General features: G+C 64.0%; 10 protein-coding genes, 1 other RNA gene and 2 pseudogenes. 2 read left to right on the forward strand and 11 right to left on the reverse strand.

Annotated elements, in window-relative coordinates; genetic code table 11:
* From mraY (JQ600_RS25415) to rsmH, 7 genes and pseudogenes are all read right to left on the reverse strand, one after another.
* Positions 1–353, reverse strand: a pseudogene (gene mraY / locus JQ600_RS25415) (phospho-N-acetylmuramoyl-pentapeptide-transferase); the annotation flags it as partial.
* A gap of 21 nt (positions 354–374) precedes the next feature.
* Positions 375–1,283, reverse strand: a pseudogene (gene mraY, locus JQ600_RS25420) (phospho-N-acetylmuramoyl-pentapeptide-transferase); the annotation flags it as partial.
* A 165-nt stretch (positions 1,284–1,448) separates the two neighbouring features.
* Positions 1,449–2,831: a UDP-N-acetylmuramoyl-tripeptide--D-alanyl-D-alanine ligase gene (gene murF, locus JQ600_RS25425; protein WP_212389766.1), complete on the reverse strand. Its 1,383-nt coding sequence runs from the start codon at positions 2,829–2,831 to the stop codon at positions 1,449–1,451.
* The gene (locus JQ600_RS25430; RefSeq protein WP_212389767.1) at positions 2,828–4,282 is read right to left on the reverse strand and encodes a UDP-N-acetylmuramoyl-L-alanyl-D-glutamate--2,6-diaminopimelate ligase; all 1,455 of its coding nucleotides are present in this window, start codon (positions 4,280–4,282) and stop codon (positions 2,828–2,830) included. Before JQ600_RS25430 ends, murF begins: the two co-directional genes overlap by 4 nt.
* Before the next feature lie 47 nt (positions 4,283–4,329).
* Positions 4,330–6,087, reverse strand: a complete 1,758-nt coding sequence (locus JQ600_RS25435; protein WP_212389768.1) for a penicillin-binding protein 2 — start codon at positions 6,085–6,087, stop codon at positions 4,330–4,332.
* Complete coding sequence (locus tag JQ600_RS25440; RefSeq protein WP_212389769.1) at positions 6,084–6,476, reverse strand: hypothetical protein; 393 nt, start codon at positions 6,474–6,476, stop codon at positions 6,084–6,086. The genes JQ600_RS25435 and JQ600_RS25440 overlap by 4 nt, the downstream gene beginning before the upstream one ends.
* A gap of 2 nt (positions 6,477–6,478) precedes the next feature.
* Positions 6,479–7,474 (reverse strand): 16S rRNA (cytosine(1402)-N(4))-methyltransferase RsmH, encoded by a 996-nt coding sequence (gene rsmH, locus JQ600_RS25445; protein WP_212389770.1) that lies wholly within the window; start codon positions 7,472–7,474, stop codon positions 6,479–6,481.
* A 548-nt stretch (positions 7,475–8,022) separates the two neighbouring features.
* On the opposite strand from rsmH, the gene JQ600_RS25450 reads away from it, so the two are divergent.
* Positions 8,023–8,892, forward strand: a complete 870-nt coding sequence (locus JQ600_RS25450; protein WP_212389771.1) for an N-acetylmuramoyl-L-alanine amidase — start codon at positions 8,023–8,025, stop codon at positions 8,890–8,892.
* A 132-nt stretch (positions 8,893–9,024) separates the two neighbouring features.
* On the opposite strand, the gene JQ600_RS25455 is transcribed toward JQ600_RS25450, so the two are convergent.
* Entirely contained in the window at positions 9,025–10,266 is a 1,242-nt protein-coding gene (locus JQ600_RS25455) for an RNA polymerase sigma factor (RefSeq protein WP_212389772.1), read from the reverse strand.
* Between the two features lie 116 nt (positions 10,267–10,382).
* Positions 10,383–10,733 (reverse strand): YciI family protein, encoded by a 351-nt coding sequence (locus tag JQ600_RS25460; RefSeq protein WP_212269912.1) that lies wholly within the window; start codon positions 10,731–10,733, stop codon positions 10,383–10,385.
* A gap of 137 nt (positions 10,734–10,870) precedes the next feature.
* Here JQ600_RS25460 and rnpB point away from each other — a divergent pair.
* An RNA gene (gene rnpB / locus JQ600_RS25465) (RNase P RNA component class A) lies at positions 10,871–11,288 on the forward strand.
* A gap of 78 nt (positions 11,289–11,366) precedes the next feature.
* Here rnpB and JQ600_RS25470 read toward each other — a convergent pair.
* Entirely contained in the window at positions 11,367–12,095 is a 729-nt protein-coding gene (locus JQ600_RS25470) for an alpha/beta fold hydrolase (protein ID WP_212389773.1), read from the reverse strand.
* A gap of 113 nt (positions 12,096–12,208) precedes the next feature.
* Positions 12,209–13,174 carry an AraC family transcriptional regulator gene (locus JQ600_RS25475; RefSeq protein ID WP_212269914.1) on the reverse strand — a complete coding sequence of 322 codons (966 nt, stop codon included), beginning with the start codon at positions 13,172–13,174 and terminating at the stop codon, positions 12,209–12,211.
* Positions 13,175–13,188 lie beyond the last annotated feature (14 nt).

Consider the following 13,188-nt stretch of genomic DNA (forward strand, 5'->3'; position numbering starts at 1 on the left):
AAGCCGAAGCCGAGCGTCACCGCGAGCACGATCCAGACATAGGGATTGAGCGGGTTGGCCCACAGCAGCGTCGAGACGACGAGGCCGGACAGGATCATCAGCCCGCCCATCGTCGGCGTGCCCTTCTTGGCGATGATGTGCGAGGCCGGACCATCGGTGCGGATCGGCTGGCCCTTGCCCTGCCGCAGCCTTAAGTGATCGATGATCCAGGGACCGAACAGGAACACGAACAGCGCGCCCGTCACCATCGCCCCGCCGGTGCGGAAGGTGATGTAGCGAAAGACGTTGAGGAGGCCGCGCAAGAAGGAGAAAGCGGGGACGGTGTTGGAAAGCTCGATCAGCCAGTAAAACATTCAATATGCCCTATTGCGCGGCACGGATACCGCTTGCAGCACGAACAACCCGACGATGACGGCGAGCAGCATCTCGTGTTTGACCGCGACTGCGATGGCGCCCAGCATACCGCCGAGCGCAAGTGAACCGGTATCGCCCATGAAGGTTGACGCCGGTGGCGCGTTGAACCACAGGAATCCCAATCCGGCGCCGAGCACCGCGCCGCACAGCACCGCGAGTTCACTGGTGCCGGCGACGTATCTCATCTGCAGATAGTCGGATAAAACGGCGTTGCCGGTGAGATATGCGATCATGCTGAGGCTTAGCCCGGCGATCATGACGAGGACAATCGCAAGACCGTCGAGACCGTCGGTGAGATTGACCGCGTTGCCGGCGCCGACAATGACGAGGGCGCCGAAGATCGCGAAGAACCAGCCGAAATTGACCACCACGTCCTTCAGGAAGGGGACCCCGAGCGAGGTGTACGTCACGTCGCGGCCGAGCCGCACCAGCGCGTAACAGGCGATCAGCGCGATCACGCCTTGGATAGCGAGACCAAACCTGCCCGCAACACCGCTGCGGGTCTGTTTCGTTATCGTCAGATAATCGTTGTAAAAGCCGACAAAGCCGAAGCCGAGCGTCACCGCGAGCACGATCCAGACATAGGGATTGAGCGGGTTGGCCCACAGCAGCGTCGAGACGACGAGGCCGGACAGGATCATCAGCCCGCTTATCGTCGGCATGCCTTTCCTGGCGATGATGTGCGCCGCCGGGCCATCGGTGCGGATCGGCTGGCCCTTGCGCTGCCGCAGCCTTAAGCGATCGATGATCCAGGGGCCGAACAGGAACACGAACAGCGCGCCCGTCACCATCGCCCCGCCGCTGCGGAAGGTGATGAAACGGGCGAAAGCAGGGACGGTGTTGGAATGTTCGATCAGCCAGTAAAACATTCAGTATGCCCTGTTGCGGCCTGGTTGCGCCGTCTTGCCGGGTAAGCGCATTGCTAGCGCGTTGACAATCGTTTTCATCCTAGAAACCAAGCAAATCCTGGTCACGATCGCGGCGGCACGTCAGCGAATCACCACGGAAATCACGGGTGGGTCAGCCCGGCCAGTTTACGCTTTTGCCTGTAAGGCGGCCAGCAGCTTGGGCACAAACTTGTTGACCCAGAACATCTTTTTGCTGCCCTTGACCACCACGACGTCACCGCTTTGCAACAATGCGGCGATTTTCTGCGGCTCCAGCGTGGCCGGGTCGTCGTGCCAGCCGAGGGCGCTGTTGGCCGGCAGCAGGTCGTAGAGATGGCGCATCAGCGGGCCGACACAATAGACGCCGTCGATGCCGGGCAGATCCCTGGCCAGCTTGACATGATAGGCGGGTGCGTCGGGGCCGAGTTCCAGCATGTCACCCATGATGGCGATACGCCGGCCTGACTTGACCGGCCGCGCCTTCAGGCTGTCGAGCGCCGCGACCATGCTGGCCGGATTGCCGTTGAAACTGTCGTCGATCACGGTGACGCCGGCTGCGGTCTGCTCCACCCCGCGCCCAGTCATGATGCCGACCTTGCCGAGCTCTTTGGCCAGCGCCGCTTCATCGAGGCTGGCGGCATGGATCGATGCCAGCGCGGCCAGCGCGTTCTGCAGGCGATGCGGCGCGCCCGGCGTCAGTTCGAACGCGACCTGTTTGCCGCCAACTTGCGCTGACACGTCCCAGCTTTCGCCATGCGGGCTGTGTTTCAACTCATGCACTTCCGAGCCATTGCCGAAGCGGACAAGCTTGCCGTTCCATTCCGGCGCTTCGACGCCGGTCGGCAGCACCAGCACGCCGTTTTGCGGGAGGCCCTCCGCGATGCTCACCTTCTCGCGCCGGATCGCCTCCAGGCTGCCGAGCTTTTCCAGATGCACCGGCTGAACGTTGACCACCAGCGCCACGGTCGGCTGCGTCAGTTCGCTGAGCCGCGCGATTTCGCCGGTCTGGTTCATGCCCATTTCCACCACCCACAGCGAGGCGCTCGGGCTGGCATTGCACAGCGTCAGCGGCACGCCCCAGAAATTATTGAAACTGCTCGGGCTGGCATAGGCGTTCGGATAGGCGGCGAGATATTCCTTGGTGCTGGTCTTGCCGGCGCTGCCGGTTAGGCCGATCACCGGGCCCTTGAACCGCGCCCGCGCCGCGCGCGCCAAACCCCAGAGACCGTCGATCAGCGTATCCTTGACGATCAGCTGCGGAACACTCACGCCTTCGATCCTGTGCGGCACGATCATCGCCACCGCGCCGGCGGCTTCCGCCTTGTCGGCGAACTCCCAGCCGTCGCGCGCGCTGGCGAAACTCGAAATGAAGCCGCCGCTCGGCGTGCCGCTGAGCGCCACGAACAGGCATCCGGGTTTTACCAGCCGGCTGTCCTGCGTGACAAAATCGATCGCGGTGTCGGGAAATGTACCCGCAAGGCCCAGCGCCTTTGCAATCCCGGCAATCGTCCACAATGGCGCAGCGCTCATGCATTCCTCTCCGCCAGCGCGGCTGCCACCGCGTCGTGATCACTGAATGGTAATGTCTTGTCGCCGACGATCTGGCCGGTCTCGTGGCCCTTGCCCGCGATCAATAGCGCGTCGCCCGGCTGCAACGCCGCAATCCCGGCCTTGATGGCTTCCGCCCGGTCGCCGATATCAGCGGCGTCCCTGGCAGCGTCCAGAATGGCGGCGCGGATTTTTTGGGGATTCTCGCTGCGCGGATTGTCGTCGGTGACGATCACGCCGTCGGCGTTCTCGGCCGCGATCGCGCCCATCAGCGGACGCTTGCCGGCGTCACGGTCGCCGCCGCAACCGAACACCACGACCAGTTTTCGTTTCGCATAAGGCCGCAGCGCCTGCAGCGCTTTCGCCAGCGCGTCCGGCTTGTGCGCGTAGTCGACAAAGATCGGCGCGCCATTATGTTCGCCGACCTGTTCCAGCCGGCCCTTGGCGCCTTCGAGATGTTCGAGGCCGGCGAGCACCGCCGCGGCTTCGCTGCCGGTACCGATCGCCAGCCCCGCTGCGACCAGCGCATTCTCGATCTGGAATTCACCGACCAGCGGCAGCTTGATCATATGCCTGCGCCCGCGATGCTCGAGCGTCAGCTTCTGCGCAAAGCCATCGACGATTGCATCGACCAGACGGATTCCCTCGCCCAAACCGTCCGCGTTGCGGCCGATGGCGATGATCCGCAGTTTCCGTTCCCGCGCGGCGTCGATCACCTGTTGCGAGCAATCATGATCGGCCGAGATCACAGCGGCTCCATCGGCCACGACGAGATCGCGGAACAGCCGCAGCTTGGCGCCGAGGTAATGCGCGACGTCGGGATGATAATCCATGTGGTCGCGCGTCAAATTGGTAAAGCCGCCGGCAGCGATGCGCACGCCGTCGAGCCTGTATTGGTCGAGCCCGTGCGACGAGGCTTCAAAGGCAAGATGGGTGACGCCATCGCCGGCGATCGCGTCGAGCTGGCGATGCAGCGCGATCGGGTCCGGCGTCGTCAGCGAGCCGTAGACGGTGCGCTTCGGCGAGACGAGCCCGATGGTGCCGATGCTGGCGGAGACGTGGCCGAGCCGCTGCCAGATCTGGCGGGTGAACGCCGCGACCGAAGTTTTTCCACTCGTGCCGGTGACGGCTGCGATTGTCTGGGGTTGCTTCGGATAGAACCGTGCCGCCGCCAGCGCCAGCGCACGGCGCGGATTTGGCGTGGTGACAAACGGCACGCGATCGCTTGTGGCGTGTTCGCCCGCGATCGCGACCGCGCCAGCGGCAATGGCTGAATCAACAAAGCGCGAACCATCGGTCTTGCTGCCGGCGAGCGCGAAAAACAAATCGCCCGGCTTCACCGCGCGGCTGTCCACCGCCAGGCCCGTCACGTCGACAGATTCGGCCTGCGGCTCGATCGCGGCATCATTGCTGAAGAGGTCGCGAAGTTTCATGGTCGTCCAGTCCGGCCCGGGCGCAGCTTGGCGCGTCGTCCTACGCCTTACTGGGTTGTCCTCGATGTCGCAAGAATGAGGCGATCTGCCGTCGGCAGATCGAAGCGCGGTTCGACGCCCAAAAGCGGTCCGATTCGGGCGATCACCTTGCCGCCGGTCGGCACCGTGTTCCAGCCCGAGGTGATGAAACCATGGGTTTCCGGCAGCGCCTTGGGCTCGTCCAGCATGATCAGCAGCTGATATTGCGGGTTGTCGGCCGGGAAGATTGCGGTGAAGGAATTGAGCACCTGCTTCTTGGAATAGCGGCCATTGACCACTTTTTCCGAAGTGCCGGTCTTGCCGCCGATGTAATAGCCCTTCACGTCGGCTTTCTTCGCGGTTCCGATCTCGGCGTTCAGCCGCATCAGATACCGCATCTTGTCCGACGTTTCGGTCTTGAGCACCTTCTTGCCGATCGCCCTGGCTTCTTCCTCCGAGCGCTTGAGGAAGGTCGGCGGGATAAGATAGCCGCCATTGACGACCGCGTTGATGCCCATCACGGCCTGCAGCGGCGCCACCGCCATGCCGTGGCCGAAGGCAATGGTGATGGTGTTGAGTTCACCCCAGCGCTTCGGCACGATCGGCGACGTGCTTTCCGGCAGTTCGGTGCGCAGCCGGTCCAACTGGCCGAGCTTTTTCAGGAACGCCTTGTGCGCCTCGACGCCCTGCCCCAGCGCGATCTTGGCCGCGCCGACGTTCGAGGAAAACGTGAATACTTCCGACAGCGTGATCGAGCGGCCGACGGGATGCGTATCGTGGATGGTGAACTTGCCGTATTTCATCGCACCCCGGCCGTCGTAGAGCGTGTTGAGGTTGGCCTTGCCGGAATCCAGCGCCATCGCCAGCGTCAGCGCCTTGAAGGTCGAGCCCATCTCGAACACGCCGGTGGTCAGGCGGTTGATGCGGTCGGGGTCGTGCGCCTCTTTCGGGTTGTTCGGGTCGAAATCCGGCAACGACACCAGCGCGACGATCTCGCCGGTCCTGACGTTGGAGACGAGGCCGGAGGCGGCCTTGGCCTTGTACTTCTCTTTCGCTTTCATCAGTTCGTCGCGCAGCGCGTGCTCGACGCGCAGATCGATCGACAATTCCACCGGCCGCTGCAGCCGATCGGTGGCAAAGCCGGCGCGATGCAGATCGGCCAATCCGTTATTGTCGAGCCACTTCTCCATCCCGGCGATGCCCTGGTTGTCGATATTGACCAGACCGATCAGATGGGCGACCGACGCACCGGTCGGATAGACGCGCTTGTTCTCGCGCAGGAAGCCGATGCCGGGAATGCCGAGGCGATGAATCGCCTGCTGCTGCTTCGACGTGATCTCGCGCTTCAGCCACACAAAGCCCTTGCGCGACGACAACCGCTCGCGCACCTCGGTCGTGTCGAGATCGGGCAATGTCGCGGTCAGAAGCTCGATCGCCTCGTCCTTGTCGATGATGCGGCGCGGTTCGCCGAACAGGCTCGGCGACTTGACGTCGGTCGCCAATATCTCGCCGTTACGATCGACGATGTCGGGCCGCGCGGTCGCGATCGCGTCCCGCGAGCCGGTGCGGGCCGAGCTGTGGCTGTCGGCGCCGATCGCAAACATGACGAGGCGTCCGGCAATGATGGCGTACACCAATGCGAACGCCAGCACCGCAAATCCGACGCGCGCGCGCGCCTTCGCCGCGCGATCGACATTGCGCCCGTAGAGCACGCTGCGGATCAGCCGCTGACGCCAGGGCTCGGCAGGCTTGGCAGGTCGGCTGGTGACAAGCGCCTGATCGGTCATCGCTGATCTCCCGGCGCGGGCACCGAGCCGGTCACGGTCGGCGCATCGGTGGCAGCCTCGATGGTATTGATCATCGCGCCGATCGGATCGGGCGCGCCTGGCCTTGCAAAGCTGGGCGGCCGTTCCGGCAGGTTCTTCAACTGGTCATATTGCGTGGCGACCAGCGACTTCAGCGGAAGGTGGCGGTCGGCAAGGCCCTGCAGCCGCAGCGGCGCGTCGAGCTTGGCCCATTCGGCGCGGAGCCCAGCAATGGCGTCGCGCTGCTCGCGGATTTCCGCGTTCAGCCGCAGCACGCGCTCGGTGCGCGAGGTCGATTCCATCTTGATCCGGTAGACATAGGAGGCGGCGAACACCAGCATGCCGATCACGAGGAGGTGGATGATCCGCATGATCAGCCTCCCCTCATGACGCTGTCGATGGTCGGCCACGCCGGCAGTGCGTCTGCGGCATGCGCCGGCGCCACGGTCCGCTCGGCGGCGCGCAGTTTGGCGGACCGTGCACGCGGATTGGCCGATATCTCCGCCTCATTCGGCGTGACCGGACGCTTGGTCAGAATCTGGAAACTCGGAACGGCCTGCGCGACCTCGGGCAGATGCCGCGATCCGCCGCCGGACTTGCCGCGCTGGTTAAGGAAATCCTTGACGATGCGGTCTTCCAGCGAATGAAACGACACCACGACCAGCCGGCCGCCCGGCTTCAGCACGCGTTCCGCCGCCGACAGCGCCAGATGCAGCTCGTCCAGTTCCGCGTTGACGAAAATCCGCAAGCCCTGGAACGTCCGCGTCGCCGGATGAATTTCGTTCGGCTTGGAGCGGACCACCTTGCCGACGATGTCGGCGAGCGCCTTCGTGGTCGTGATCGGCGCTTCCTTGCGGGCGGCGACGATGGCGCGCGCGACGCCGCGGGAGTGACGCTCCTCGCCGAAGATGTAGATGATGTTGGCGAGATCGGCTTCGGAGGCTTTCGCGACCACGTCCGCCGCGGTCGGGCCGTCATGGCCCATCCGCATGTCGAGCGGGCCACCGAGCCGGAACGAGAAGCCGCGCTCGGCCTGGTCGAGCTGCATCGAGGAGACGCCGACGTCCATCACGACGCCATCGACGGCATCAACGCCCTGCGCGGTACAGACCTCGGCGAGATTGGAAAACCGGTCCTCGACCAGCGTCAGCCCGCCATCGGCCTGGTCGACCAGATCGAACCCGCCAGTAATCGCCGACCGGTCGCGGTCGATACCGATCACCCGGGTTCCAGCGGTTTGCAGGATCATGCGGCTGTAGCCGCCGGCGCCGAAGGTGGCATCGACATAGATGCCGCCGTCGCGGGGGCCAAGCATCTCGACCGCCTCGCGGCCGAGAACGGGGATATGGCGGGAGGCAGCCGGGGTCATTCGCCGGCCTTCAGCGTATTCCAACGTGCACAACTGAAACTGGACGCCAACCGGCCCATTGCGCCTCAAATCCCTGCGCTTTGCCGGGCTGTTCCGGCCAAAAACCCGCTGCGAGGCGCGACTGCTGTCATCAACCCCAGCCCGCAACCCCTGTTTTCCGGACGGAATTTGCTGGGCTGCCATGGCTTTTCGAGCGTGAAAGAGGGCCTCGGCCGTCCCCAAAACCGGTTCGGCTCTTCATCACTTAGTAACGGCACTTAGCGTTAAGAAAGCGTTGATGATCGGCCGCGGCTTTTACGCGCTTTTTTACTACTGCAGGCCGGTGATGTCCCGGCTCACTGGCCCAGCCAGTAACGGCTCACCTCGTGAAGGCAGTGATGCCCGGCTCACCTGGCGCAGACAGTGATGCCCGCCGCACACACTCGGTCAAAATACGAAACCGGGCGCGGCTGCCGGATTGCGCGGATGACTTGGTAAAGGAATAGTAAACATCGATATTTTGTAAAATTTGCGGGTTGTCGTTCTCCTGCCCGGTTTGAGCTCATATAATGGCTGCTGGTTCGTTCACGTCCGCTGGTATTGATTCGAAGCGTCAACGCGCCCTTCCCGTTCCCAGGGCTAACGCGGACATGAAGACTTTTACCCCGGATTCCTCGATTGCCTCCGACGTGATTCCGTCGGCGAACTATGGCGACCGCAACAAGGGCCGCCTGCCCGACATGATCCTGCTGCACTACACCGGCATGCCGGATGTGGAAGGCGCGATCGCCCAGCTCTGCACGGCCGGAACCGACGTCTCGGCACATTACATCGTGCTGGAAGACGGCCGCATCGTGCAATCCGTGCCCGAGAGCAAGCGCGCCTGGCATGCCGGCGTGTCGTTCTGGGCCGGCGAAGAAGACATCAACTCCTGCTCGATCGGGGTCGAGATCATCAATCGCGGTCACGACTGGGGCTATCCGGATTTTCCGCTGCGCCAGGTCGCCGCCGTGATCGCGCTGTGCCGCGGCATCATGCTCCGCCGCAACGTGCCGCCGCATCGCGTGCTCGCGCATTCCGACGTCGCGCCTGCGCGCAAAAAGGATCCCGGCGAGAAATTCCCGTGGCATTCGCTGGCCAATTCCGGCGTCGGCCATTGGGTGCAGCCGGCGCCGATCGTGCGCGGCGAATCGCTCAAGCTCGGCAGCATCAGCGACGATGTCGCTGGCCTGCAGACTGCCCTGGCGCGCTACGGCTACCAGGTGCCGAACCACGGCAAGTACGACGGCCCGACCATGGAAGTGGTCACCGCGTTCCAGCGCCACTTCCGCCCGGCCCGCGTCGACGGCATCGCCGATCATTCGACCATGAGCACGCTGCACGCGCTGCTGGCCACTTTGCCGGCCGATGCGACGCCGACCGCCGTCGCGGCGAAGTAGATTAAGCGAGAGCATTCGACCGTCATTGCCTGCGACAAACGCGAAGCGTTTGCGCAAAGGAGCAAAGCGACGAAGCAATCCATGCTTCGGCTTGGCGAGCTATGGGTTGCTTCGCTGCGCTCGCAATGACGGCTAGAGTTCGTCGAGCTCTGCCATCCGCCGTGCATAAAGCCGCCGCAGCGGCTCCAGTTGCGTCGCTGATGTGGCTGCCTGATAGGCTTCCCGCGCCGCGTCACGCCGGCCAAGGCGGCGCAAGAGATCGGCGCGGACGGCCGGCAGCAACTCATACCCTTTCAACCCGCCACGCGCCTCCAGCGCATCGATCAGGTCGAGTGCCCGCGCCGGCCCATCGACCATCGACACCGCGGCGGCGTGATTGAGTTCGATCACCGGCGACGGGCTGATCCGCAGCAGCACCTCATAGAGGCCGGCGATCTGCGGCCAATCGGTGTCGTTATAATTCGGCGCACGCGCGTGCAGCGCTGCGATCGCGGCCTGCACCGCATAGGATTGCGGCCGCCCCGGCACCCGCAACGCCTCTTCCACCAGCTTCAAGCCTTCCGCGATCTGGGCCTGATCCCACAGTGAACGGTCCTGCTCTTCCAGCAGCACGATGTCGCCGCCCGCGGTCTCGCGGCCGGCGCGGCGGGAATCATGCAGCAACATCAGCGCCAGCAATCCCTTGATCTCGCCGCGGCCGGGCATCAGCGCGTCGAGCAGCCGCGCCAGCCGGATCGCTTCGCGCGCCAGATCAGGTCGCATCAGATCGTCGCCCGAGGTCGCGGCATAGCCTTCGGTGAAGACCAGATAGATCACCGCGAGCACGCCGCGCAGGCGCGGCTCCAGTGCTTCGCGTTCCGGTACTTCGTAGGCGATGCCGGCGAGGCGGATTTTTTGTTTCGCGCGCACCAGCCGCTGCGCCATCGCGTCTTCGCTCGCGAGGAACGCCCGCGCCACCTGCGCTGTCGAGAGTCCGCACACGGTGCGCAGCGTCAGCGCCACCTGCACTTCCGCCGCAAAGGACGGATGGCAGCAGGTGAAGATCAGCCGCAGCATGTCGTCGTCGAGCACGTTGTCGGCAGCCTCGTCAGGCGCCGACGCATTCAGCAGGATTTCGCGCGTCAGCTCCTGCTGCTTGCCGCGAAACGCGACGTTTCGGCGGACGCGATCGATCGCTTTGTTGCGCCCGACATTGACCAGCCATGCGCGCGGATTGGATGGCAGATTGGCGGTGGACCAGCGCTCCAGCGCCACCGCGAACGCGTCCTGCAGGGCATCCTCGGCGAGATCAAAATCGCCGACGAGGCGGATCAGGGTCGCCAACACCCTGCCCGCCTCGTCGCGGAAGATTTTTTCGGTCTCAACCGGGGTCATGGCGCCCTACATCGTCATTCCGGGGCGTCCGAAGGACGAACCCGGAATCTCGAGATTCTCCGATGTGCAATTGCACATCGTAGTTCGCTTCGCGCCCCGGAATGACGGCTTCGCCGTCAATCATAAACCATGACCGGCCGCACCTCGATCGAACCTGTCTTGGCGCCGGGAATGCGCGCGGCGATGGCCAGCGCGGTGTCGAGATCCTTGGCCTCGACCAGATAATAGCCGCCGAGCTGCTCACGCGTTTCCGCGAACGGACCGTCGGTCGTCAGGGTCTTGCCGTCGCGAACGCGCACGGTGGTTGCGGTCGTCGACGGCTGCAGGCCGTCGCCGGCCTTGAAATGGCCGCTCTGAACGATGGACTGGGTGAACGCGCCGTAGTCCGTCATCATTTGCTGGCGCCCCGCGGCGTCCATTTTGCCAAGCTCGGCTTCGCTCCGATAGATCATCAACAGATACTGCATCGCTCTACTCCTCTTGATCGGCTGGATCGCCGACACCCAGTCGAACGGGCCGGACGCGAAACGACATCTTCAGGATAGTTTATTTTGCTCCGTTTCGTGGCTTGACGCCACGCCGCCCAGCCGCCATGCGTAAGGGGTCAGTCGGCCGGACGGCCGCTCCCGCTACGGTCGAAAGGCTGCGGGAGAGGAAAGTCCGGGCTCCATCGACATACGGTGCCGGATAACGTCCGGCGGGGGCGACCCCAGGGAAAGTGCCACAGAGAACGAACCGCCTTCTCCTTGGGAGAGGGCAAGGGTGAAAAGGTGCGGTAAGAGCGCACCGCGGGTCCGGCAACGGAACCGGCATGGCAAACCACACCGGGAGCAAAACCGAATAGGGACGGCAACGCGGGCAGTTCGCGAAAGCGAAAACGCCGCAGGGCGATGTCAGGCTCGCCGTCCGGGTAGGTTGCTCGAGGCCATGTGCAAACATGGTCCCAGAGGAATGGCCGTCACGTATCACTCGCGAAAGTGAGTGGTGCCCTACAAAACCCGGCTTACAGGCTGGCTGATGTTTCTAAAATGAGGGGTTCGGCGTAACGCGCCGGACCCCTCGCCATTTTTCGCACCGATGCGCGCGCGTGCTCGGGAAGTTCAGTCGCGCGCCGCCTCCTCGATCGCCTGCGCGAGCCGAGCCGGATTGCTGAAGAACATTTCATGGCTGCCGTCGCACTCGACGAGGCGAAACAGGCCGAGGCGCTCCGACAACCGTGGATGCCACGGCAGGCTGTGCGGCAAGGCGATATCCTGGCGGCAGTTGACGTAGGATTTGCCGACCGGCAGCTCCGCCAGCGGACGCTTCAGCGCGATCTTATCGGTGAACGTCTTGTAGGGATGCGGGTTGAGTTTGGCGAACGCAGACTTTGCCAGATCGAGGTCGGCGTCGTTGATGAAGGCATCGCGCCAGATTTCAAACGGCAGCATGACGGCGTTCTTGTTGGCGGCGGCCACCGCATCGAACAGCCCGACATAATGCGGCGGCACCATGTCGTTGAGACACTGCCCGTCCAGCGGGACGAAGGCATTGACATAGACGAGACGCTTGATGCGATCCGTCAGCCGATCGGCAACGCCTGAAATCAGCATTCCCCCATAGCTGTGGCCCACCAGCCAGATATCCCGCAGATCGTTCTTTTCGATGTAGGCGGCAACCGACGCGATCGCCTGTTCCAGCCCGATCTTGTCGCGATCGTCGCCCGCGTTGTTGCCGGCAACCGTCGGGCAATGCACGGCATGGCCGTACTTGCGCAAGTGTCCGGCGACGGCATCCATTTCGGCACCGGTGTGCCACGCGCCGTGCACAAGAACGTAAAGGCCTGCCATTTCCGTCTCCCCCGTTTATGGAAGTGGATTTGATAGGCCCGACAGATTATGCCGGATGGCCGGACTAAGCCACCATCATCGCCGATTTACGCCAGGGACTTTGCCAGAACGGGTCAGCGCTGTCGCCTGAATGCGGCCGGTGTCATGCCGAAATATCTGCGGCATTGGCGAATGAAATGGGACGGATCGGACAGGCCGACGCGCAATCCTATCCCGCCGACACCGATGTGATCGAACCGCGCTTCACTCAGCATCCTGCGCGCGACCGCCATCCTGCAGTCGTTCAGCATGCCGCTAAACGTCAGGCCTGACTTGTTGAGGCAGCGATGCACCGTCCGCTCCGAAACACGCAGATGCTCCGCGACGGAAGCGGCCGTCAACCCCGGTTCGGCGTAGAGCAACCGGATGGCGCGGCCGATCTGATCCAGCAGGTTGCCCGCCTCGCGCCGCTCCGACGGCGTGGCTGGAATCTCGCTGCCCGCCGCCAGCGCCAGCAGCCCGCCGAGCTGGTCGGTGAGAACCTGCGCGGGCAGCGGCAGACTGACCGCCAGATGCGGCGACAGCTGGCATGCAAAGGCGCTGAGCGCCGCGCCCCAGCCGGTGCGCCCGTCGATCCGCTGCCCGGCCCGCCGTTCGGGATCGACGAGCCACGATTCAACCCAGGGGATCGGCAGTTCCAGCGACAGCGTATTGGAAGTCACCGGAAAGTTGAATTCATAGCAGCGCCGGGAGTCCAGCAGCACGAGATCGTACGGCTGCAAGATCGACCGATGGCCATTTTGCATGACCGTCCAGTCGTTGTCGGTCTTGCATAGAAGGTAATAGTAGTTCGACGCACTGCGTGCGAGGCTGGCTTTCCTGCGGTAGACGTGCTGCGCCGAGCCCTCGACGCGATTGACGCCGATGGTGTCGAGTTGCCCGCGCTGAACCGAGCAGTCGAAGCCCGACCTGACCGGCGTCGTGACGTCCATCTCGAGAAAGCATTCGCAGACGGCGCCGATCCAGTAGTCCAGCCGCCGCTCCGGTTCGACCACACTGGTCGACCACTTCTCGATGACTGCCGTCGCCCTGGCTGCCATGGCTCTGACCTCCC

Source organism: Bradyrhizobium sp. AUGA SZCCT0176, from assembly GCF_018130145.1.
Lineage (GTDB): Bacteria > Pseudomonadota > Alphaproteobacteria > Rhizobiales > Xanthobacteraceae > Bradyrhizobium.

Coding starts and splice junctions, on each gene's coding strand:
- murF (WP_212389766.1), bottom strand. CDS start 2,831: ATGAGCGCTGCGCCATTGTGGACGATTGCCGGGATTGCAAAGGCGCTG.
- JQ600_RS25430 (WP_212389767.1), bottom strand. CDS start 4,282: ATGAAACTTCGCGACCTCTTCAGCAATGATGCCGCGATCGAGCCGCAG.
- JQ600_RS25435 (WP_212389768.1), bottom strand. CDS start 6,087: ATGACCGATCAGGCGCTTGTCACCAGCCGACCTGCCAAGCCTGCCGAG.
- JQ600_RS25440 (WP_212389769.1), bottom strand. CDS start 6,476: ATGCGGATCATCCACCTCCTCGTGATCGGCATGCTGGTGTTCGCCGCC.
- rsmH (WP_212389770.1), bottom strand. CDS start 7,474: ATGACCCCGGCTGCCTCCCGCCATATCCCCGTTCTCGGCCGCGAGGCG.
- JQ600_RS25450 (WP_212389771.1), top strand. CDS start 8,023: ATGGCTGCTGGTTCGTTCACGTCCGCTGGTATTGATTCGAAGCGTCAA.
- JQ600_RS25455 (WP_212389772.1), bottom strand. CDS start 10,266: ATGACCCCGGTTGAGACCGAAAAAATCTTCCGCGACGAGGCGGGCAGG.
- JQ600_RS25460 (WP_212269912.1), bottom strand. CDS start 10,733: ATGCAGTATCTGTTGATGATCTATCGGAGCGAAGCCGAGCTTGGCAAA.
- JQ600_RS25470 (WP_212389773.1), bottom strand. CDS start 12,095: ATGGCAGGCCTTTACGTTCTTGTGCACGGCGCGTGGCACACCGGTGCC.
- JQ600_RS25475 (WP_212269914.1), bottom strand. CDS start 13,174: ATGGCAGCCAGGGCGACGGCAGTCATCGAGAAGTGGTCGACCAGTGTG.